This is a genomic window from Burkholderia sp. WSM2230, assembly GCF_000472445.1.
GTDB lineage: Bacteria > Pseudomonadota > Gammaproteobacteria > Burkholderiales > Burkholderiaceae > Paraburkholderia.
Genome location: NZ_AXAJ01000021.1, coordinates 29,969 through 50,356 on the forward strand (window position 1 = coordinate 29,969; position 20,388 = coordinate 50,356).

Sequence of the window (20,388 nt, forward strand, 5' to 3'; positions counted from 1 at the left end):
TTTGCGGGCCATGAACCGAACTCCGAAGCCGGAGCGGGCGCGATGATCGCGTTGATCCAACGCGTGCGGCGCGCCGAGGTGCGCATCGTGGAGGGGGAAACCGAGCGCGTGGCCGGCGCAATCGACGCGGGCCTGCTCGCGCTCGTGTGCGCGGAGCGCGGCGACACCGAAGCGGCGGCCGACCGGCTGCTCGCCAAGGTGCTCGGCTACCGTGTGTTCAGCGACGCCGCCGGCAAGATGAACCTGTCGGTGCAGAACGTGGACGGCGCGGGCCGCGCGGGCGGCTTGCTGCTGGTCTCGCAGTTCACGCTGGCTGCGGACACCAACAGCGGTCTGCGGCCGAGCTTCACGCCGGCCGCGCCGCCGGATGAAGGCAAGCGCCTGTTCGACTATTTCGTTGCGGCGGCGCGCGCCAAACATCCCCTTGTCGAGACGGGCGAATTCGGCGCCGACATGCAGGTTTCGCTTGTCAACGATGGGCCCGTCACCTTCTGGCTGCAGACCAACGCCTGAGTCCCGCACGGTTCTTGCGACAATAGCGGCTCGGCACAACCGGCGAACGGCGCCCACCTTGATCCCATGACCACGCAGATTCTGTTTATCCGGCACGGCGAGACCGACTGGAACCGCATCAAGCGCATTCAAGGGCATATCGACATTCCGCTCGCCGCGGTGGGAGTTGCCCAGGCGCAAAACCTCGCGCGTCGTATCGCGGATGAAGCGAAGCGCGGCGCGCGACTCGATGCGATCTATTCGAGCGACCTGCAGCGCGCGCGGCAAACGGCGCAGCCGATCGCGGACGCACTCGGCTTGCCGGTGCAATTGCGCGAAGGTTTGCGCGAGCGTTCCTACGGCGCGTTCCAGGGCCACGACAGCGACGAAATCGCCGCGCGTTTTCCGGATGAATACGCGCATTGGCAAACCCGCGACCCCGGCTTCGCGCCGCCCGAGGGCGAGTCGCAGCGCGCGTTCTATCACCGGGTGCTGCATGCAATCGAGCCGCTGGTCGCCGCGCATCCGGGCGGGCGGATCGCCTGCGTCGCGCATGGCGGTGTGCTCGACTGCGTGCGCCGCTTCGCATGCGGTTTGCCGCTCGATGCGCCGCGCGACTACACGTTGCTGAACACGAGCGTGAATGTGGTGGATTTCGACGATGGCCGCGCGACGATAGTGTCGTGGGGCGATGTATCGCATCTCGACGCGCCCAGCGCCGACGATAGTTTCAAGAAAGTCCCGGAACCGGGTCGCTAGTTGCGTGCCGCGCTTGTTACGAGCGAGCTCGCCGCGCCCGGCTTGGCTCCAGTTGAGCCTGGCTTCGCTCAGCGCGAGTCCAACAGAGCTCAGTCCCGACTCCTTCCGTCTCAGCTCACCTTGGCTTGGCTCAGCCCAGCTCAACCGCAACTCCGGCTCAGCGCGAATCGGTTCCACGCGCGGCGGCAACGCGGCGGCGCGCCCGCTTCGACACCCCATTCACTAGCGCCCATCTGATGACAGGCGCAACGAGGCGCACGCCGGGCCTTGCCACGGCGCGGCGCATCAGCGCATGGCGTTCGAAACCCAGCATTGCCTGCGCCCAGTCGGGCAGAAGATCGACGCCCGCATTGAACATCAGCACACCGGCCGGACGCATGGCGGCACTGGGTGCCGGCGCATTCTTTAAAACTCGCACGACCTCGCGAGTGCGTTCGCTCGCCACCAGTTTCGGCTGCATGGTCAGCAGATAGGCATCGATCTCGGCGCGCGAGCGCGGAATGTCAGACGCGCCGAGCATCTGCGCGATGCGCGCGGTTTCCGCGAAATACTGGTCCTGCGCAGCAACGGAAAGCGCCGGATTCACATAGCGAAGATGCGCGGTCATGAAGCTGGACACTTCTGCGACGTGCACCCACGTCAGCAGCGCCGGTTCGCTCGCGCGATACGGCCGGCCATCCGGCGCGACGCCGCTCACGCCCAGGTGAATGCGCTTCACGCGTTCTATCAGCGCAAGCGCATCATGCCGGCTGCCGTACGTCGTGCCGGCGATGAACGTCGCCGTCCGGCGCAGGCGCCCGAGAATATCGGTGCGAAACGTGGAGTGATCCCACACGCCGGCGAGCGCGAGCGGATGCAACGCCTGAAGCAGCAGCGCGCTGATGCCGCCGGTCATCATCGACGTGAAATCGGCGTGGACTTTCCAGCACACCGAGTCGGGGCCGAACAGGCCCGGGTCGCCGGGCGGCGATGAATAGTCGAGTGTCGGGCCGCTGCCGGTCGTCAGGTGCGTGACGCCGGCCGCGAGCTTCGAGCGCAATCTTCCGGTGAGCGCCTGTGCAAGCGTGCCGGGAGATCGGGCTTGTCTCGTCTCGTCGGACATTGTTTGATCCGTCTCGCTACGCCGTGCCGCTCATGGTCAGGCCGCGCTCACGTCGCAGCCGAGTCCCACAGGCCAGGCAGTGTGCTCGACGCGTCCGGCGCCGCGAGCCCGAAGTGCCGGTAGGTAAGCAGCGTGGCGACGCGGCCGCGCGGCGTACGCTGCAGGAAGCCTTGCTGGATCAGATACGGCTCGAGTACGTCTTCGATCGTGTCGCGCTCCTCGCCGATTGCGGCCGCCAGATTGTCGACGCCGACCGGACCGCCGTCGAACTTGTGCAGGATCGCTTCGAGCAGTTTGCGGTCCATCAGGTCGAAGCCGACCGCGTCGACGTCGAGCATGCGGAGCGCCGCGTCCGCGACTTGCGCGGTGATGTTGCCGTCGGCCTTGACCTCGGCGAAATCGCGCACGCGCCGCAGCAGCCGGTTGGCGATACGCGGCGTGCCGCGCGCGCGCCTCGCTATTTCGAACGCGCCGTCCGGATGAATCTGCGCATTCAGCAGCGAAGCCGAACGCGTGACGATACGCGCGAGCTCCTCGGCGTTATAGAATTCGAGCCGCGCGACGATGCCGAAGCGATCGCGTAGCGGATTGGTCAGCATGCCCGCGCGGGTGGTCGCGCCGACCAGCGTGAATGGCTGCAAGTCCAGCTTCACGCTGCGCGCGGCCGGCCCTTCGCCGATCATGATGTCGATCTGATAATCCTCGAGCGCGGGGTACAGAATTTCCTCGACGACCGGCGAGAGCCGGTGAATTTCGTCGATGAACAGCACGTCGTTTGCTTCCAGATTGGTGAGCAGCGCGGCGAGGTCGCCGGCACGCTCGAGCACCGGCCCGGAGGTTTGCCGCAGATTTACGCCCATTTCGCGCGCGATGATGTGCGCGAGCGTGGTCTTGCCCAAGCCCGGCGGCCCGAACAGCAATACGTGGTCAAGCGATTCCGAACGGCGCCGGGCAGCCTCGATAAAGATTTCGAGCTGGCCGCGCACTTTTTCCTGCCCGACATATTCTTCGAGCTGGCGCGGGCGCAACGCGCGTTCGAACGCTTCCTCGTTCGGCGAGACGGGCGTGGCCGCGATGATGCGCTCGGCGGCGAGTTTGTCGGTTTCGATCATCTGCTCATTGTACCGCGCGAGGCGCGTGGCGAAACCCGGCCGAACGGCCAGGCTGCGCCGTTTGCCGAGGTGTGCGAAGCTTGTCTGATCGCGCGTGGGACCGGCGCTCCGGTATGAGGCTCAGGCATCAGGCTGAGGCTCCGGCATCAGGCTCCGGCATCAGCCTCCGGCTCCGGCATCAGGCTGAGGTCGGCTCACGCCTCACGCCTTAGACAAAGCCTTCAACGCAAGCTTGATCCCGTCCGACACGCCCGTTCCAGCCGGCACGTTCTTGATCGCCGCGAGGGCTTCCTTCTCCGAGTAGCCCAGCGCGAGCAGCGCGTTGAGAATGTCGGACGCGTGGTCGGATGCCGACACAGCGCCGGCCATTGCGCCGAGATCCGCACCGAGCTTGCCCTTGAGTTCGAGCAGCAGCCGCTCGGCCGTCTTCTTGCCGATGCCCGGCACGCGCGTCAGGCGCGCGGCGTCCTGCAGCGTGACCGTCTGCGAGAGTTCGTGCACGCTCATGCCGGAGAGCACAGCGAGCGCCATACGCGCGCCGATGCCGGAAATCTTCAGCAGCTCGCGGAAGGTGGAACGTTCCTCGGCGGTGCCGAAGCCGTATAGCAGATGCGCGTCTTCGCGCACGATCATTTGCGTGAGCAGCACGACGCGCTCGCCGGTGGACGGCAGATTGTAGAACGTGCTCATCGGCACATCGACTTCATAACCGACGCCGTTGCAGTCGACGAGCAGATGCGGCGGGTTTTTTTCCAGCAGAACGCCGGCAATGCGACCGATCATGGCGAGTTCAATCTTGTGAGAAAGGGCGAGTGTAGCGCAGCGTGTGCGCGCCGCTGATGGCGGCCCGGGCATCGCGCGAAAAAAATGGTTGCCGGCTGCACGTGAAAGCGTGCGGGGGGCGCGGGACGCGCGCGGCGGCGTGACGCCAGGAAGGCGCGGCGAACGTTTAGCCGACCAGACGCCCGCGTCTCACGCGCAATCCCTTCTTTGCCAGCGACGGCGCGATGTCGCCGAGGGTGCCCAAAGTCGTGCCGCCGTGTGCGTGGCAGATCGCCATGCCGAGCGCGTCGGCGGCGTCGGTGCCTGGCACGCCGGACAGGTTGAGCAGGCGCACGACCATCTGCTGCATCTGCTCCTTGGTCGCGCGGCCGTAGCCCACCACGGCCTGCTTCAACTGCAGCGCGGTGTATTCGGCGACCGGCACGCCGCCCGCCACCAGGCCGCAAATCGCCGCGCCGCGCGCCTGGCCGAGCAGCAAAGTGGACTGCGGATTCACGTTGACGAACACCTTTTCGATCGCCGATTGATCCGGCGAGTGCTGGCGGATCAGCGTCGAAATGCCCTCAAAAATGGTGCCGAGGCGCGACGGCAGGTCGGCGTCGGCGGTCTTTATGACGCCGCTCGCGACGTAGCTAAGTGTGTGTCCGCTCTGGTCGATCACGCCGAAGCCGGTGACGCGCAAGCCTGGGTCGATACCGAGAATTCTCATGAAGTGCCGCACATGCGGTTAAGGCCAAGTGCCTGCGATACTACAACAGACACGTCGCGCGGCGGCCCGCAAAGCGCGGCGCGTGCGGAATAAAAACTGCTGGCTCTGTCGGAAGGAGGCGATCGCGTATGCAGCGCTATCGAAACAGGAGTGGGAAATCCGGCGTCGTCGCGTATGAAATCGGCGATGACTTTGTTGCCGCTCGCTTCAACTCGGGCACGACGTACTGGTACTCGGAAAAGAGCGTCGGCGAAAAACATGTGGCCGCGCTCAAGCGACTCGCAAAACGCGGCGAGGGCTTGGGCACATACATCAGCCAGCACCAGGACGTGAGGGACGGCTACGAGCGCAAAGACCCTCCGGACTGACCACTGACACGCGATGCTGACTGCAACCGCTGACTCCGACCGCCGCGCCGACAAGACGCACATAAGACACCGGCAAAACAAAACGGCCCGACGGAAATTTCCACCGGGCCGTTCTATCGTCTCTTACAGCGGCTCCAACAACAACTCGCCACCGCTCAAGCGAAATCCAATACCGCAATCAATGCCGGAAGTGACGCACACCAGTCAGCACCATCGCAATGTTGTGCTCGTCCGCGGCGCTCACCACTTCGTCGTCGCGCATGGAGCCGCCCGGCTGGATCACGCACGTCGCGCCCGCTGCCACGACCACGTCAAGGCCGTCGCGGAACGGGAAGAACGCGTCCGACGCGACCGCCGAACCCGTCAGCGTCAAGCCGGCGTTCTGCGCCTTGATGCTCGCGATGCGCGCCGAGTCCACGCGGCTCATCTGGCCCGCGCCGACGCCGAGCGTCATGCCGTTGCCGCAGAACACGATGGCGTTCGACTTCACGTACTTCGCCACGCGCCATGCGAACAGCAGGTCGTCCATTTCCTTCGGCGTGGGGTGACGCTTGGTGACCACGCGCAGTTCGCGCGGCTGAACATTCTTCGAATCCAGCGATTGAACCAGCAGGCCGCCGCCCACACGCTTCAGATCGAATGCGTTATGGCCTTCGCCCAGCGCAATTTCCAGGAGACGCACATTCTGCTTCGCCGCGAACACCTGGCGCGCTTCTGCGCTGAACGACGGCGCGATCAGCACCTCGACGAACTGCTTGGCCACGGCTTGCGCCGCTGCTTCGTCCACTTCGCGATTGAAGGCGATGATGCCGCCGAACGCCGAGGTCGGGTCGGTCTGGAACGCCTTCGAATACGCTTCGTTCGCGTCCGCGCCGACCGCCACGCCGCAGGGATTGGCGTGCTTGACAATCACGCAGGCCGGCACGTCGAAGGTCTTCACACATTCCCACGCAGCGTCGGAATCCGCGATGTTGTTGTACGACAGTTCCTTACCCTGCAGCTGGTTGTAGTTCGCCAGCGCGCCGGCCGGCACCGACAGATCGCGGTAGAACGCCGCGCTTTGATGCGGGTTTTCGCCGTAACGCAGGTCCTGCACCTTGTCGAAGGCCAGGTTGAACGTAGCCGGATACGTGTTGCGCGACGCGTGCTGTAGCTCGTCGGTAAGGCTCGTCAGATAGTTCGTAATCGCGCCGTCGTACTGCGCCGTATGCGCGAAAACCTTGGTCGCGAGACGGAAGTTGGTCTTGTACGACACGCTGTTGTTGCTCGCGCGCATTTCCTCGAGCACGACCGCGTAGTCGGCCGGGTCGACCACCACCGTCACGTCGCGATGATTCTTCGCGGCCGAGCGCAGCATGGTGGGGCCGCCAATGTCGATGTTCTCGATCGCGTCTTCAAGCGAGCACTCTTCTTTCGACACCGTCTGCACGAACGGGTACAGGTTCACGACCAGCAGGTCGATGGTCGGAATGTCGTGCTTTTCGAGCGCGGCCATGTGTTCCGGCAGATCGCGGCGCGCCAGAATGCCGCCGTGCACCTTCGGATGCAGCGTTTTCACGCGCCCGTCCAGCATTTCCGGGAAGCCCGTGTAGTCGGCGACTTCGGTGACGGAGAGGCCCGCGTCCGCGAGCAGTTTCGCAGTGCCGCCGGTCGACAGGATCTTGACGCCGAGGTCCGACAGCGACCTGGCGAAGTCGACGATGCCGGACTTGTCGGAAACGGAGATGAGCGCTTGCTTGATCATGATGAAGACGAAAAGCCGAAGGGAAACGTGGCAGGGCGCGAGAAAACTACCTGCGCTACAACAGACCGTGCTGTTGCAGCTTCTTGCGCAGCGTATTGCGGTTGATGCCGAGATACTCGGCGGCCAGCGACTGATTGCCGCCGGCCTGCTCGAGCACCACTTCGAGCAGGGGTTTTTCCACGCACGAGATCACCATGTCATAGACGTCGTGCGGATTCGAGCCGTCGAGGTCCTGGAAGTACATGCCCAGGCTGTCGCGGACAGATTGTTCGATATTGTTCTTGCTCATGCTGCTAGTCGGTCGGTGTGGTCCTCGCCGCTCGTGCCCGATGCGGGGTTGCCAACTGTTTCGTCGACGTAGACGAGGCGCTCGGAGATCGCCTTCTGTGCGTCGAAAAATTCGTTGACGGCGAGGAGTTGTTCGCGCGTGGTGTCGAGCGTATTCATGCGATGCCGGAACACGTTGGCGCCAGAAAGGCCGCGAGTGTACCAGCCGATGTGCTTGCGCGCAGTGCGAACGCCGGTAAATTCCCCGTAAAACGCGTAGTGATCTTCCAGGTGCTCGTTCATGACCTGCTGGATTTCGTCGATGCGCGGCGGCGGCAGCAGCTCGCCGGTTTGCAGGAAGTGCTCGATCTCGCGGAAGAGCCACGGGCGCCCCTGCGCCGCGCGACCGATCATGATGGCGTCCGCACCGGTCGCGGCCAGCACGTGGCGCGCCTTTTCCGGCGACGTTATGTCGCCGTTGGCCACCACCGGAATACGCACGGCGGCCTTAACGGCGGCGATGGTCTCGTATTCGGCGTCGCCGTGATACAGGTCGGCGCGCGTACGGCCATGCACCGTCAGCATGGAAATGCCGGCGGCTTCCGCGAGCCGCGCGACGTTCAGCGCGTTCTTGTTCTCGCGATTCCAGCCGGTGCGGATTTTCAGCGTGACAGGCACGGCGTCCGGACCGACGCCCACCGCGCCCACCACCGCCTCGACGATGCGCTGCACGAGCGGCTCGTTCTGCAACAGGGCGGAGCCGGCCGCCACGTTGCACACCTTCTTGGCCGGGCAGCCCATATTGATGTCGATGATCTGTGCGCCGTTCGCCACGTTGTAGCGGGCGGCTTCGGCCATCATCGCGGGATCGGCGCCGGCGATCTGTACGGCAATCGGCTCGACTTCGCCCGCGTGGTTCGCGCGGCGCATGGTTTTCTCGCTCTTCCACAGCTGCGCATTCGACGCGACCATTTCCGACACGGCATAGCCTGCGCCGAGCCGTTTGCAAAGCTGCCGGAACGGACGGTCGGTCACGCCGGCCATGGGCGCGACGAACAGGTTATTGCGCAGATTGTGCGAGCCGATGGTAGGCATGACGTACGTGGACGCGCGCGGCGCCGATCACCGAAAGTGTCAATCGGAGCGTTCGCGAAATGCGAGGGAAAACCGCTATTTTAGCGTTAACGGATGGCCCGCACTTCAGTGGCGGGCGTTGTAAGTCGTTAAATCGCCTATGAAAGTGGTCGGCGTCATAGAGGGCGGCGACTCGCGGGGCGGGTCCCGGTCTGGCTGGAAATGCTGATCCGGCGGCTGTTTTTACTGCGGCTGATGTGGACGCCGTGCCGGGCGCGCCACAACAAAGCGTGCCGTGCCTAGCGGCGCTGGCCGAACATCATCTGCCGCGCCAGCGCGGTTTTAACCGGCGGCGCGAATTCCAGCGCAGTCAGCGCAAGGCCGCGCAAGATCGCGAGCGGTGCGAAGTCGATGGTGAAGAGGCGCGCCAGCGTGTCGGTGGCGCCGATCGTCATGCGCCGGTCGAGTGCGCGGCGCTGCGCGAAGGTGGCCAGCGCGAGCGGCGTCGGGCCTTCCGCCGACAAAGCATCGACGAGCGCGTGCGCGTCGCGCAAGCCGAGATTGAGGCCTTGGCCCGCGACCGGATGCAGCGTCTGCGCCGCATTGCCGATGGCGACGACGCGGCCCCTCACCAGCGTATCGACCGCGTTGAGTCCCAGCGGGAACGACGCGCGTCCCTTGATCTGCGTGAAGCGTCCCATGCGAGTGCCGAACGCAGTGCCGAGTTCGCGCAGGAATGCGTCGTCGGGGAGTTGCGCGCGGCGCGCGGCTTCGTCCGGCGCGCAGCACCAGACAAGCGCGTAGTCGGCGCCGCGCACGCCGCCCATCGGCAGCAAGGCAATCGGACCTTTCGGCGTGAAGCGTTCCCACGCGACGTGCGATTGCGGCGCCGACACGCTGACCGTGCCGACGAGCGCCGTCTGGCCGTAGTCGCGCGTGCCGGTTTTTGCGCGGCGCGCGGTGCGCTGCCCGTCGGCATGGTTTGCTGGTTGGCTACGCGGATGCTGGATGGCGTCGCGTTCGGCAGTTCGAGCGTTTGCGGCCTCGCGTTCAGCGGATTCGGCGCTCGCGGCAGCGGGGTTATCCGCGGCTTGGGCGGCGGCAAAACCGGTCGCCGCTGCGTTGTCGCCACCGCTTTTTGCGCCATGCCGATCACGGTGTCTGTCACCCTTCTGATCGCCGAACAACCCACCTTCGGCATTCACCAGAATGCGCGTGCGCAGCCGGCGCGTAACGCCCGCCGTTTCGATCGGCAGCGTCACGCCGTCTTCTTCCTGGACCGGCGACCCGGCGGAGGTCGAACGGAACCAGTGGACGGGCGTTGCGCGCACCGCTTCGGCGAGACCGTGCACGATGGAGCCATAGCGCAGCACGTAACCGAGCGCCGGCAGGCCGTGCTCGCCGTGGTCGATCAGCGTGCGGCCGAAATGTCCGCGCTGCGACACGTGAATGCGCTGGATGGCGGTGGCGTCGGCGGGCCAGCGCAGCGGTTCGAGGATCATGCGGCTGCCGTGCGACACGGCAATCGCGCGCGGATCCGCAATCGAATCCTCGGGTTCGCGGGCGTCGATCAGCGCGATTTTCAGCTCGCGCGTGACGCTGCGCCGCGCGAGCCAACCGGCAAGCGCGAGCCCGACCGGCCCGGCGCCGACGATCGTCACGTCGAAATCGAAGGTCTGCTCGAGCGCGCGCGGCTTCAGGATGACCGTCGACGGGGAAACATCGTTCATTGCGGGTTACTTCCTTGTTTCATGAGCCGCGCGGGCTTCCTGCATCAGCGCTTCGATTTCGCCGGCGGCCACCGGCACGTCGCGCGTGATCAGCTCGCAGCCCGTTGGCGTGACGATCGCGTCGTCCTCGATGCGGATGCCGATGTTCCAGTAGCGCTCGGGCACGCCCTCGGCCGGCCGGATGTACAGACCCGGCTCGATGGTGAGCGTCATCGAAGCCTGCAGCGTGCGCCACGGCAGCACGCCGGCTTCGTCGCGCGGCGCGCTGCGCTCGCGGTAGTCGCCCACATCGTGCACGTCCATGCCGAGCCAATGGCCGGTGCGGTGCATATAGAAGGGCGCGTAGGCGCGCTCGGCGATCACGTCGTCGACAGAAGCCAACTTCGTCCGGTCGATGATGCCGGTGTCGAGCAAGCCTTGCGACAGCACACGCACGGCGGCCTGATGCGGGTCATCGAAGGTGACCCCGGCGCGCGTCGCGGCGACGGCTGCCTGTTGCGCAGCCAGCACGATCTCGTAGAGTTCGCGCTGCGCCGCCGTAAAGCGGCCGCTCGCCGGAAAGGTGCGGGTGATGTCGGACGCGTAGCCGTCCAGTTCGCATGCCGCGTCTATCAGGATCAGGTCGCCTTCCTGCGCAATCGCGTTGCCGGCCGGGTAGTGCAGCACGCACGCGTTCGCGCCCGCCGCGACGATCGAGGTGTAGGCGGGCGCCTGCGCGCCGAATTTACGGAACGTGTAGAGCAGCTCCGCTTCGAGCTCGTACTCGCGCACGCCGGGGCGGCACGCGGCCATCGCCCGGCGGTGCGCCTGCGCCGAAATCTGCCCGGCGCGGCGCATGATGGCGAGTTCGTGGTCGTCCTTGATGAGCCGCATGTCGTCGAGCAAGGGCACCAGATCGCGCGCGGCCGTGGGCGCCGCGACGCCGCTGCGGCCCTGCATGCGCACGGCCTCGAGCCAGCCGCGCACCTGGCCGTCGAGCTTTTCCGACGCGCCTAGCGCGTAGTGCAGCGACGGCTTGTCAGCGAGGATTTGAGGCAGTTGCGCGTCGATTTCGCCGAATGGGAAAGCGGCGTCGAATCCAAAGGCAACGCGCGCGCCGTCCGGCCCAAAGCGGAAGCCTTCCCAGATCTCGCGTTCGACGTTTTTCTCGCGGCAGAACAGGATAGACGCGGGTTGGCCGGGCGCCGCGCTGGCGTCGAGCACGAGCAGCGCCTCCGGTTCCGTGAAGCCGGTCAGATAGTAGAAGTAGCTGTCGTGCCGGTACGGATAATCGGCGTCCCGGTTGCGCAGCGCTTCGGGCGCGGTCGGCACGATGGCGACGCCGCCGCCCGCTGCGCGCAGCGCGGCGAGTACGCGCTCGCGGCGCGTGCGGTAGACGTCGATGGCGATGGTGGGTTCGGTCGGCTGGTTCATCGTGCGATTGTAGCGCCCAATGCAGGGACGGATTTTGCGCAGGCACGCAGCGGTGGGCGTTCGCGCACCGTGGGGGCGCTCGCTCCGCCCGGCTGACCGCCGCCACAGGCGTTGACCGTGGTCTCGCGCCCGCCGCCTCCGCCGCCCTTGGCCGTTCGGACGGCTAGACGGCGCCCGCGTCGCGCGGCAATGTTGCAATCCATCCACAGCGGCTGCGCGCGCGGCTCGCGAAGAACGCGCGCGGCGTTCGCGCACGCCGCCAAGCACTTATACTTTCGCCGGATTCAGAAAAAGGCAGATGGCAATGATGAAACTCATCGGTTCGCTCGCCAGCCCGTTCGTGCGCAAGGCGCGCATCGTGCTGGCCGACAAGAAGATCGACTACGAGCTGGTGCCCGAGAACGTCTGGGCGCCGGATACCCGCATCCACACCTTCAATCCGCTGGGCAAGGTGCCATGCCTCGTGATGGAAGACGGCGAAGCGGTGTTCGACTCGCGCGTGATCTGCGAGTACGTGGACACGCTGTCGCCGGTCGGCAAGCTGATCCCGCAATCGGGGCGCGAGCGCATCGAGGTGCGATGCTGGGAAGCGCTCGCCGACGGCCTGCTCGACGCCGCCGTGCTGATTCGCCTGGAAAGCACGCAGCGCGCGCCGGAGCAGCGCGTCGACGCATGGGTGGCGCGCCAGCAGCGCAAGATCGACGAAGCGCTGGTCGCCATGTCGCAAGGCCTCGCTGGCAAGCCGTGGTGCGCGGGCAATCACTACACGCTCGCTGACATTGCGGTGGGCTGCGCGCTGGGTTATCTGGATTTCCGCATGCCGGAGTTGAATTGGCGCGATTCGCATCCGAATCTCGATAAGCATTTTCAGAAGCTTTCTCTGCGCCAGTCGTTTATTGATACTGTGCCGGTTGGCTGAACGGCCAAAATCCAGTCTGCTAACGGATACGTCAAGTTTGCAAAATTGCGTTAATCGTACTTTCAAAGTCATGATTTAAAGCTTTCAGATGTGGTAAAAAAGCGCCTCCCGCCAGGCGCTTTTTTTTCGTCTGCCGCGTGGGGCAATGGTTATGCAGTCAACATATCCGGCGCGACTCACCGTCGAATGCGGCCATTGCGAATGGGCGGCGAGTTGATCGCGCCGTCGAACGAATAACACCACAAAGAGACTTTCACGATGAAACCGTATCGCTTTGTTATTGCTGCGTCCGCCTTCTCGCTATTTGCCGCGTGCTCCACTGTCAGCAGCCTCGATCCGTCCGCGCTGGTGCAGTCGGGCCAACTGGCCACGCAGGCCGCCACGCTTTCCGACACGGACGTCCGAGCGCTCAGCGACAAGTCATGCGCGCAGCTCGACAAGGAAAACACCATCGCGCCCGCCAACAGCAAGTATCAGAAGCGCCTGAACAAGATTGCCGCGCAACTGGGCGACAACATCAACGGCACGCCAGTGAATTACAAGGTCTACATGACCAAAGACGTGAATGCGTGGGCCATGGCCAACGGCTGCGTGCGCGTCTACAGCGGCCTGATGGACATGATGAACGACAACGAAGTGCGCGGCGTGGTCGGCCATGAAATGGGCCACGTGGCGCTCGGCCACACGAAGAAGGCGATGCAGGTGGCGTACGCGACCTCGGCGGTGCGTTCGGTGGCGTCTTCGGCGGGCGGCATTGCCGGGGCGCTGTCCGGTTCGCAACTGGGCGAATTTTCCGAAAAGCTGATTAACGCGCAATTCTCGCAAACGCAGGAAAGCGCAGCCGACGATTATTCGTTCGATTTGCAGAAAAAGAAAAATCTGGACCCGTCGGGCCTCGTCACGGCGTTTAACAAACTCGCGCAAATGGATGGCGGTAAATCGAGTATGTTGAGTTCGCATCCGGCATCGCCGGCACGCGCGCAGCATATTCAGCAACGTATCGCGTCGAATCAGTAATGCGTGTCTGAATGTTCAACGCGCGCTGTCGGTAATTGCCGCAGCGCGCGTTTTTTATTGAAGTCTTCGCACTGATTATTCAACGCCGTTTGCCGCGTTGCCGTTTTTGCGACGCGCAATGCCGGGCCCGAATGCAAAACCGAATGCCAGCAGCAACAGGGAAACGGCGAGCACGGTGTTATTGCCGCTCGTCACATAAGGCGTGCGGCCGGCTGTGCCTTGCACGGTGACGTCGAGCGAGCCGATGGTGTAGGGCGTGAGCTTGCCGAGCACTTTGCCGTTGGCGTCGATTGCCGCCGTCATGCCGGTGTTCGTCGCGCGCAGCATCGGGCGGCCGGTTTCCAGCGAGCGCATGCGTGCAATCTGCAGATGCTGGTCGAGCGCGATGGTGTCGCCGAACCACGCGAGATTCGTCGAGTTGATCAGCACGCCCGCCGGCGTATCGCTTTCGCGGACGGTCCGGGCAATCTCTTCGCCGAAAATGTCTTCGTAGCAGATGTCGACCGCGACCGGCTGGTTATGCACGACGAACGGCTTCTGCACTGGGCCGCCGCGCGCGAAATCGCCGAGCGGAATGTTCATCAGGTTCACGAACCAGCGAAAGCCCCACGGCACGAATTCGCCAAACGGCACGAGGTGATGCTTGTCGTAGCGGTACACGTCGCGTGTGCCCGGCGTGACGCCGAACAGACTGTTGGTGTAGTCGACCACGCGGCCTTCGGGCGTCACCGAGCCGCCAATGGCGCCAAACAGGATCGCGCTGCCCGTCGAGTCCGCAAAGTTGCGCACGGCGGCCGCGAACGGCACCGGCAACTGCTGCGCGAGCACCGGAATGGCGGTCTCCGGCGTGACGATCAGGTCGGCGGGCTTCGACGTTATCATCTGCTGATACTGGTCGATGGCGGCGCGCACGCCCGCTTCCTCGAACTTCATGTCCTGCTTGACGTCGCCTTGCAGCAGACGCACGGCGAGCGGCGCGTTCGCCGGGACCGTCCAGCTCGCCAGCGGCAGCAGCAGGCCCGCCGCGATCAAGGCGAGGGCGATGCCGCCCGGCAGCGCAACTTGCGCAGCATGGCCGCGCGCACGGCCGCCGTCCGGCGCAGTGTCGACCGATTCGCGGCAACCGCGCAGCGCCGGCACGAGCGGCAGCAGCGCCTCTACGATCAGCGCGGCCGCTAGCGCCAGCACCCAGCCGACGCCGTAAACGCCGGCGAGCGGTGCAAACCCGGCGAACGGGCCGTCCACTTGCGCGTAGCCGCTCGCGAGCCACGGAAAGCCAGTGAACACCGTGCCGCGCAGCCATTCGCCGATAGCCCACGCGCTCGCGAACGCGAGGGCCCCGTGCCACGTCGGCGAAAACGGCATGTCGACCGCGGACTTGCCGTTGCGCGCGTGACCGGCGCAAAAGGACCAGACGCCGGCAGCCAAAGCGGGATACAGCGCGAGATACAACGAAAACAGCACGAGCGCGGTCGCGGCGAGCGGCGCGGGCATGCCGCCGTAGTCGTGCATGCTCACGTAGAGCCACCACACGCCGGTCACGAAGTTGCCGAAGCCGAACGCGCCGCCCGTGAGCGCCGCGCTTTTCCAGCCGGTGGTGCGCGTGAGCCAGGCGAACAGGAAGACGAAGATGGCCAGTTCGAGCCAGCCGCCGTGCGGAGTGGGCGCGAACGACAAGGTGTTGGCCGCGCCGGCCGCCAGCGCGACGGGATAATGCCAGCGAGGCAGCGTGCGCGCGCGCGTGACTTGCGCGGCGGCCGCGCTCACGCCGCGGCGCGAAGAGGAAGTAATCGGGTCGGCCATTATTGCGTGGTCGGCGTGAGAAGTGGCGGGTTGGGAAGACTTGGGCAAGAGCCCTGCGGTGGCATGACGCTCAGGTCTGGACGTGCTGCGCCTCGCGCTCGCGCTGACCGGCAAGCGGATCGCGCCGCACGAGCAGCATGTGAATCTGGCGCGCGTCGCCACGCAGAATTTCGAAGATCAGATCGTCGATACGAACCTTTTCGCCGCGATGCGGCACGCGCCCGAAGTGATGCGTGACCAGTCCGCCGATGGTGTCCACTTCTTCGTCTGAATAATGCGTGCCGAAGGTCTCGTTGAACTGCTCGATTTCGGTCAGCGCGCGCACGCGGAAGCGGCCGTCGGGCGAGGCGATAATGTTGCCGCTTTCCTCGTCGAAATCGTATTCGTCCTCGATGTCGCCGACGATCTGCTCCAGCACGTCCTCGATCGTAATGAGACCGGCCACGCCGCCGTATTCGTCGACCACCACCGCAAGGTGATTACGGTTCACGCGGAAATCGTGCAGCAGCACGTTCAGGCGCTTCGACTCGGGAATAAAGACGGCGGGCCGCAGCATGCCGCGCACGTCGAATTCTTCTTCGGCGTAGTACCGCAGCAGATCTTTCGCGAGCAGCACGCCGATCACGTTGTCGCGGTTGCCTTCGTAGACCGGATAGCGCGAATGCGCTTTTTCCAGCACGTAAGGAATGAATTCGTCGGGGCTGTCCGCGATGTTGATTGCGTCCATTTGCGCGCGCGGCACCATGATGTCGCGTGCGCTGAGTTCGGAGACCTGGAACACGCCTTCGATCATCGACAGCGAGTCGGCGTCGATCAGGTTGCGCTCGTGCGCGTCCTGCAGAATTTCCAGAAGTTCGGCGCGCGAGTCGGGCTCGGGCGAGATGAAATCAGTCAGACGCTCGAGCAGCGAGCGCTTTTCGTGAGGTTTGTCGGTGTGGCGTCGACTGGGATACGTGTCGTTCATGGTAGTGCGCCCGGCAAGACTGGGCGCGCTGTTGCGGAGCATTAAGGATACACCAGGCAAGTGGCAGGACCGTGTCCCTCCCGGCCGGGCGATGAATGAAAACGGCTGACGCCAAAGCGCCGCGAGGCGCGGGCCATGGGTCAATCGTAACTGATTACACGACCGAAAGCGTTGCGGAGAAAAAAACGGCAATGCGGAGTGGGCACTCCGTGACTCATGTTCCGCTTCGGCCTCGTTGCCTGCCTCGTTGCGTCCTTGCCTCTTTGCCTCGTTGCGGCCGGCCTCCAGGTGTACCGGGCGTCTATTTGCCGGTTTGCGGCTGCGGAACAGGCAGTGCTGCGCCGGGTGTACCGGAGTCGCGCTTGCCGGCGTCGCAGCGCTCCAGCAGCGCTTCGAGTGCGCGGTCGGGCATGCCGCTTTCGCGCAGCGCGTGAACCGTGCGGCTCACGTAGTCGAGCGTGGTGCCGTAACGGCCGCGCGCGCAGCCGAACACCGTTTTGACGATTTCGTCGCCGAGCTTGCCGGTATAGCTCGGCACGTCTCGGCGCATGACAAAAGCGAGCGCGTCGACGCGCCGGCCGTCGGCGAGTACGCAGGGCAGCCACGCGGGCCGGTATGACCCCATCGCCATTTCCCGACGCCAGAGCGCCTCCAGGTGCGGCATCGCCCCTTGCGCCGCGAGGCGAAACGCAATGCCCGTGCACGAACCGCCACGGTCCAGCGCCAGCACGAGCCCCGGCTGTTCGGGCGTGCCGCGGTTCACGCGCGACCATAGATACAGGCCGCGGTGGTATCCATGCACCTTCGAACGCGTCGCTTCGACAGTAGGCAGGCCGGGATTCCAGATCAGCGAGCCATAGCCGAAGAGCCATAAGTCGCTCAGCCGGTCCCAGTCGCGCAGCGTGCATTCGAGCGATGCGCGCAGTTCCTCGTCCGTCAGGAGCCGCGATTCGCCGAGCGCCGGCGGATAGTCCGGGCAGGGCGGTCGGGCGTCGTCGTCTGGAGGAAAGGAGCTCACGGTTCAGTTCGGGCGGCGGTTAGCGGTACGGATCGGGAAAGCCCAGTTTGCCGAGAATCTCGGTTTCGAGCGCTTCCATTTCCTCGGCTTCTTCGTCGACTTCGTGATCGTAGCCCTGCGCGTGGAGCGTGCCGTGCACCAGCAGATGCGCGTAATGCGCAAGGAGCGGCTTGCCCTGCTCTGCGGCTTCCTTCTCCACCACTGGGCAGCACAGGATCAGATCGCCCGTCACTGGATCGTCTTCGGACTCCGCGTACGCGAACGTCAGCACATTGGTCGAATAGTCCTTGCCGCGATAGGTGCGGTTCAACGTCCGGCCTTCTTCGGCGTCGACGAAACGCACGGTCAGTTCGCCGTCCGCGAAAAGCGCGGCCTTGATCCAGCCGGCCACCGTGGCGCGCGGCAGCAGCGCCTTGTGTTCGGGCCAGGCTTTCGCGGCGGGAAATTGCAGGTTCAGCGTCAGTTTCGGAGCGCGGCTCATCTTGTTTGATGTTTCAGGCGAGGTGTTGCGCGGCGACTGGTGCGCACAGTCCGGGCGAATTCAACGCGAATCCGCCGGGCTGGCGGTTTTCTGCGAATGCGCGTCGTATGCCTCGACAATTCGCGCGACGAGCGGATGCCGCACCACGTCCGCGCTCGTAAAGCGCGTGAGCGCAATGCCGCGCACGTCCGACAGCACCTGCTGCGCTTCGATGAGCCCGCTCTTGTGGCCGCGCGGCAGATCGACCTGAGTCGTGTCGCCGGTCACCACCGCTTTTGAGCCGAAGCCGATTCGCGTCAAGAACATCTTCATCTGCTCGGGCGTGGTGTTTTGCGCCTCGTCGAGAATGATGAACGCGTGGTTCAGCGTGCGGCCGCGCATGTACGCGAGCGGGGCGATTTCGATCATCTGCCGCTCGAACATCTTCGCCGTCTTGTCGAAGCCGAGCAGATCGTACAGCGCGTCGTACAGCGGACGCAGATATGGATCGACCTTCTGCGCGAGGTCGCCCGGCAAGAAGCCGAGGCGCTCACCGGCTTCCACGGCCGGGCGCGTCAGCACGATGCGCTTGACCTGGTCGCGCTCGAGCGCGTCCACCGCGCAGGCAACCGCGAGATAGGTCTTGCCGGTGCCGGCGGGACCGACGCCGAACGTGACGTCGTGCGAGACGATCTGCTTCAGATACTCGCGCTGCGCCGGCGTGCGGCCGCGCAGATCGGCGCGCCGCGTGTACAGCTTCGGGCCGAGTTCTTCGAGGTCGTCTTCGTCGCTGTCGGCGGGTTGGTCGAACGGATGGTCCGGATTGCCGGGAAAGCCCGGCTCACCCGCTTCGTCGCCATTGCCGTTGCCGTTCGTGCGATGCCGCGCCGGGTGGCGCACTTCGACGAGCGCAAGCTGGATGTCGTCGACCGACAGCGGATCGCGCGCGTTGTTGTAGAAGTTTTCGAGCGCGGTCAGCGCGAGCTTCGCGCCGCGGCCGCGGATCGTGATGCGGTGTCCGCGGCGTTGCAGCGTCACGTCGAGCGCCTGCTCGATTTGCCGCAGGTTTTCGTCGAGCGGTCCGCAGAGGTTGGCGAGCCGCGCGTTGTCGTCGCGCGGAGCGGTGAATTCCAGATGCGGCTGAGTGGTTTTCAAGGCGATGAGTCGATCCTGTCGGTTTCAGTACGCGGGCGGCGGCGCGGGCGCTTTCAGCGTTGCGTGGGGCCGCGCGCTTGCGTCGTCAATGGTCGCTTGGTGGTCAGTCAGTGGGTGGTGGCGCTTGCGCCGTCCTCTGCATTGTCGTGCACCAGCACAAGTTCGCCACGCAGCGAATGTGGGTACGCCTTGACGATTTTCACGTCGACCATCTGACCGATCAGCCGTGCATGCGAAGCCACCGGCGCCGGGAAATTCACCACGCGGTTGTTCTCGGTGCGGCCCGCCAGCTCGTTCGGGTCCTTGCGCGCCGGGCGTTCGACCAGAATGCGCTCGACCTTGCCGACCATCGAGTCGCTGATGCGCTGTACGTTTTCTTCGATCGTGGCTTGCAGGTGCTGCAGGCGCTTTAACTTCACTTCGCGCGCCGTGTCGTCGGGCAGGTTCGCAGCCGGCGTGCCTGGACGCGGGCTGTAGATAAACGAGAAGCTCGTGTCGTACTTCATCTCATGCACGAGCGCCATCATCTTGTCGAAGTCTTCTTCCGTCTCGCCGGGGAATCCGACAATCATGTCAGTGGAAAGCGACAGATCCGGGCGAATCGCTCGCAGCTTGCGGATTACTGACTTGTATTCGAGCACGGTGTAGCCGCGCTTCATCGCCATCAGGATGCGGTCGGATCCGTGCTGCACCGGCAAATGCAGGTGGCTCACGAGCTTCGGCACCTTCGCGTAGGTGTCGATCAGGCGCTGCGTGAATTCTTTCGGGTGGGACGTGGTGTAGCGAATGCGTTCGATGCCCGGAATCTCGGCGACGTATTCGATCAGCGTCGCGAAGTCGGCGATTTCCGACGAGCCGAGCGTCAGCGCGCCGCGGAATGCATTCACGTTCTGACCCAGCAGCGTCACTTCCCGCACGCCCTGGTCGGCGAGACCGGCAATTTCCGTCAGCACGTCGTCCAGCGGACGTGAGACTTCTTCGCCGCGCGTGTAAGGTACGACGCAATAGCTGCAGTACTTGCTGCAACCTTCCATGATCGAGACGAACGCGCTGGGGCCTTCGACGCGCGCGGGCGGCAGATGGTCGAACTTTTCGATTTCTGGAAACGTGATGTCGACCTGCGCGCGGCCGCTTTCGCGACGCTTGTCGATCATTTGCGGCAGGCGGTGCAGCGTTTGCGGACCGAACACGAGGTCGACGTAGGCCGCGCGCGCGACGATCGACGCGCCTTCCTGGCTCGCCACGCACCCGCCCACGCCGATGATCAGATCGGGGTTCGCTTCCTTCAGCTCGCGCACGCGGCCAAGGTCGGAGAACACTTTTTCCTGCGCTTTCTCGCGCACCGAGCAGGTGTTGAAGAGAATCACGTCCGCGTCTTCGGGCGTGTCGGTCTTGACGAGGCCTTCAGCCGCGCCGAGTACGTCGACCATCTTGTCGGAGTCGTACTCGTTCATCTGGCAGCCAAAGGTCTTTACATAAACTTTCTTGGTCATCGAATT

Annotated in this window: 20 protein-coding genes; 5 read left to right on the top strand and 15 right to left on the bottom strand. The window is 64.9% G+C overall.

The genetic code is table 11. From position 1 onward, the window contains the following. The first annotated feature begins 42 nt into the window (after positions 1–42). Together dtd and A3AC_RS0127145 are read left to right on the top strand one after the other, a co-directional pair. Complete coding sequence (gene dtd / locus A3AC_RS0127140; protein ID WP_025602562.1) at positions 43–513, top strand: D-aminoacyl-tRNA deacylase; 471 nt, start codon at positions 43–45, stop codon at positions 511–513. 66 nt (positions 514–579) lie between these two features. Further along, entirely contained in the window at positions 580–1,251 is a 672-nt protein-coding gene (locus A3AC_RS0127145) for a histidine phosphatase family protein (protein WP_025602563.1), read from the top strand. 157 nt (positions 1,252–1,408) lie between these two features. Here A3AC_RS0127145 and A3AC_RS0127150 read toward each other — a convergent pair whose 3' ends face one another. The 4 genes from A3AC_RS0127150 to ruvC all read right to left on the bottom strand — a co-directional run bounded on the left by A3AC_RS0127150 (position 1,409) and on the right by ruvC (position 4,957). Next, positions 1,409–2,353, bottom strand: a complete 945-nt coding sequence (locus A3AC_RS0127150; protein WP_025602564.1) for an oxygenase MpaB family protein — start codon at positions 2,351–2,353, stop codon at positions 1,409–1,411. Between the two features lie 47 nt (positions 2,354–2,400). Beyond that, on the bottom strand, positions 2,401–3,465 hold the full coding sequence (gene ruvB, locus A3AC_RS0127155) for a Holliday junction branch migration DNA helicase RuvB (RefSeq protein WP_025602565.1): 1,065 nt from the start codon (positions 3,463–3,465) through the stop codon (positions 2,401–2,403). 201 nt (positions 3,466–3,666) lie between these two features. Further along, positions 3,667–4,248 carry a Holliday junction branch migration protein RuvA gene (ruvA, locus tag A3AC_RS0127160; RefSeq protein WP_013340457.1) on the bottom strand — a complete coding sequence of 194 codons (582 nt, stop codon included), beginning with the start codon at positions 4,246–4,248 and terminating at the stop codon, positions 3,667–3,669. Positions 4,249–4,414: 166 nt separating this feature from the next. Then, a complete protein-coding gene (gene ruvC / locus A3AC_RS0127165; protein ID WP_025602566.1) occupies positions 4,415–4,957 on the bottom strand; it encodes a crossover junction endodeoxyribonuclease RuvC in 543 nt (180 codons plus the stop codon). A gap of 128 nt (positions 4,958–5,085) precedes the next feature. Between ruvC and A3AC_RS0127170 the strand changes: the two genes are divergently transcribed. Next, entirely contained in the window at positions 5,086–5,325 is a 240-nt protein-coding gene (locus A3AC_RS0127170) for a hypothetical protein (protein WP_025602567.1), read from the top strand. Positions 5,326–5,503: 178 nt separating this feature from the next. Here the strand turns inward: A3AC_RS0127170 and purH are convergent, their stop codons facing one another. From purH to A3AC_RS0127195, 5 genes are all read right to left on the bottom strand, one after another. After that, complete coding sequence (gene purH, locus A3AC_RS0127175; RefSeq protein ID WP_025602568.1) at positions 5,504–7,069, bottom strand: bifunctional phosphoribosylaminoimidazolecarboxamide formyltransferase/IMP cyclohydrolase; 1,566 nt, start codon at positions 7,067–7,069, stop codon at positions 5,504–5,506. Between the two features lie 55 nt (positions 7,070–7,124). Next, positions 7,125–7,358 (bottom strand): Fis family transcriptional regulator, encoded by a 234-nt coding sequence (locus tag A3AC_RS0127180; protein WP_007180440.1) that lies wholly within the window; start codon positions 7,356–7,358, stop codon positions 7,125–7,127. Further along, positions 7,355–8,431, bottom strand: a complete 1,077-nt coding sequence (gene dusB, locus A3AC_RS0127185; RefSeq protein ID WP_025602569.1) for a tRNA dihydrouridine synthase DusB — start codon at positions 8,429–8,431, stop codon at positions 7,355–7,357. The genes A3AC_RS0127180 and dusB overlap by 4 nt, the downstream gene beginning before the upstream one ends. Positions 8,432–8,709: 278 nt before the next feature. After that, a complete protein-coding gene (locus A3AC_RS0127190) occupies positions 8,710–10,140 on the bottom strand; it encodes a UbiH/UbiF/VisC/COQ6 family ubiquinone biosynthesis hydroxylase (protein WP_025602570.1) in 1,431 nt (476 codons plus the stop codon). A 6-nt stretch (positions 10,141–10,146) separates the two neighbouring features. Beyond that, a complete protein-coding gene (locus A3AC_RS0127195) occupies positions 10,147–11,553 on the bottom strand; it encodes an aminopeptidase P N-terminal domain-containing protein (RefSeq protein WP_025602571.1) in 1,407 nt (468 codons plus the stop codon). Positions 11,554–11,851: 298 nt separating this feature from the next. Between A3AC_RS0127195 and A3AC_RS0127200 the strand changes: the two genes are divergently transcribed. Beyond that, on the top strand, positions 11,852–12,472 hold the full coding sequence (locus tag A3AC_RS0127200; protein WP_035475982.1) for a glutathione S-transferase C-terminal domain-containing protein: 621 nt from the start codon (positions 11,852–11,854) through the stop codon (positions 12,470–12,472). 258 nt (positions 12,473–12,730) lie between these two features. Next, entirely contained in the window at positions 12,731–13,489 is a 759-nt protein-coding gene (locus A3AC_RS0127205) for a M48 family metallopeptidase (protein ID WP_025602573.1), read from the top strand. Positions 13,490–13,564: 75 nt separating this feature from the next. Here the strand turns inward: A3AC_RS0127205 and lnt are convergent, their stop codons facing one another. The 6 genes from lnt to miaB all read right to left on the bottom strand — a co-directional run bounded on the left by lnt (position 13,565) and on the right by miaB (position 20,382). After that, positions 13,565–15,292 carry an apolipoprotein N-acyltransferase gene (lnt, locus tag A3AC_RS0127210; protein WP_025602574.1) on the bottom strand — a complete coding sequence of 576 codons (1,728 nt, stop codon included), beginning with the start codon at positions 15,290–15,292 and terminating at the stop codon, positions 13,565–13,567. A gap of 70 nt (positions 15,293–15,362) precedes the next feature. After that, positions 15,363–16,256, bottom strand: coding sequence for an HlyC/CorC family transporter (locus A3AC_RS0127215; RefSeq protein ID WP_025602575.1), 894 nt, complete (start codon positions 16,254–16,256; stop codon positions 15,363–15,365). Between the two features lie 301 nt (positions 16,257–16,557). Beyond that, a complete protein-coding gene (locus A3AC_RS0127220; protein ID WP_025602576.1) occupies positions 16,558–17,274 on the bottom strand; it encodes a gamma-glutamylcyclotransferase in 717 nt (238 codons plus the stop codon). A 19-nt stretch (positions 17,275–17,293) separates the two neighbouring features. Beyond that, positions 17,294–17,755: an rRNA maturation RNase YbeY gene (gene ybeY, locus A3AC_RS0127225; protein ID WP_025602577.1), complete on the bottom strand. Its 462-nt coding sequence runs from the start codon at positions 17,753–17,755 to the stop codon at positions 17,294–17,296. Between the two features lie 60 nt (positions 17,756–17,815). After that, entirely contained in the window at positions 17,816–18,889 is a 1,074-nt protein-coding gene (locus tag A3AC_RS0127230; protein ID WP_025602578.1) for a PhoH family protein, read from the bottom strand. A 107-nt stretch (positions 18,890–18,996) separates the two neighbouring features. Next, the gene (gene miaB / locus A3AC_RS0127235) at positions 18,997–20,382 is read right to left on the bottom strand and encodes a tRNA (N6-isopentenyl adenosine(37)-C2)-methylthiotransferase MiaB (protein WP_025602579.1); all 1,386 of its coding nucleotides are present in this window, start codon (positions 20,380–20,382) and stop codon (positions 18,997–18,999) included. Positions 20,383–20,388: the final 6 nt, after the last annotated feature.

Coding starts and splice junctions, on each gene's coding strand:
- A3AC_RS0127170 (WP_025602567.1), top strand. CDS start 5,086: ATGCAGCGCTATCGAAACAGGAGTGGGAAATCCGGCGTCGTCGCGTAT.
- ruvB (WP_025602565.1), bottom strand. CDS start 3,465: ATGATCGAAACCGACAAACTCGCCGCCGAGCGCATCATCGCGGCCACG.
- purH (WP_025602568.1), bottom strand. CDS start 7,069: ATGATCAAGCAAGCGCTCATCTCCGTTTCCGACAAGTCCGGCATCGTC.
- A3AC_RS0127180 (WP_007180440.1), bottom strand. CDS start 7,358: ATGAGCAAGAACAATATCGAACAATCTGTCCGCGACAGCCTGGGCATG.
- lnt (WP_025602574.1), bottom strand. CDS start 15,292: ATGGCCGACCCGATTACTTCCTCTTCGCGCCGCGGCGTGAGCGCGGCC.
- A3AC_RS0127200 (WP_035475982.1), top strand. CDS start 11,852: ATGGCAATGATGAAACTCATCGGTTCGCTCGCCAGCCCGTTCGTGCGC.
- A3AC_RS0127190 (WP_025602570.1), bottom strand. CDS start 10,140: ATGAACGATGTTTCCCCGTCGACGGTCATCCTGAAGCCGCGCGCGCTC.
- A3AC_RS0127150 (WP_025602564.1), bottom strand. CDS start 2,353: ATGTCCGACGAGACGAGACAAGCCCGATCTCCCGGCACGCTTGCACAG.
- ruvA (WP_013340457.1), bottom strand. CDS start 4,248: ATGATCGGTCGCATTGCCGGCGTTCTGCTGGAAAAAAACCCGCCGCAT.
- dusB (WP_025602569.1), bottom strand. CDS start 8,431: ATGCCTACCATCGGCTCGCACAATCTGCGCAATAACCTGTTCGTCGCG.
- A3AC_RS0127145 (WP_025602563.1), top strand. CDS start 580: ATGACCACGCAGATTCTGTTTATCCGGCACGGCGAGACCGACTGGAAC.
- dtd (WP_025602562.1), top strand. CDS start 43: ATGATCGCGTTGATCCAACGCGTGCGGCGCGCCGAGGTGCGCATCGTG.
- A3AC_RS0127205 (WP_025602573.1), top strand. CDS start 12,731: ATGAAACCGTATCGCTTTGTTATTGCTGCGTCCGCCTTCTCGCTATTT.
- miaB (WP_025602579.1), bottom strand. CDS start 20,382: ATGACCAAGAAAGTTTATGTAAAGACCTTTGGCTGCCAGATGAACGAG.
- ruvC (WP_025602566.1), bottom strand. CDS start 4,957: ATGAGAATTCTCGGTATCGACCCAGGCTTGCGCGTCACCGGCTTCGGC.
- ybeY (WP_025602577.1), bottom strand. CDS start 17,755: ATGAGCCGCGCTCCGAAACTGACGCTGAACCTGCAATTTCCCGCCGCG.
- A3AC_RS0127195 (WP_025602571.1), bottom strand. CDS start 11,553: ATGAACCAGCCGACCGAACCCACCATCGCCATCGACGTCTACCGCACG.
- A3AC_RS0127215 (WP_025602575.1), bottom strand. CDS start 16,256: ATGAACGACACGTATCCCAGTCGACGCCACACCGACAAACCTCACGAA.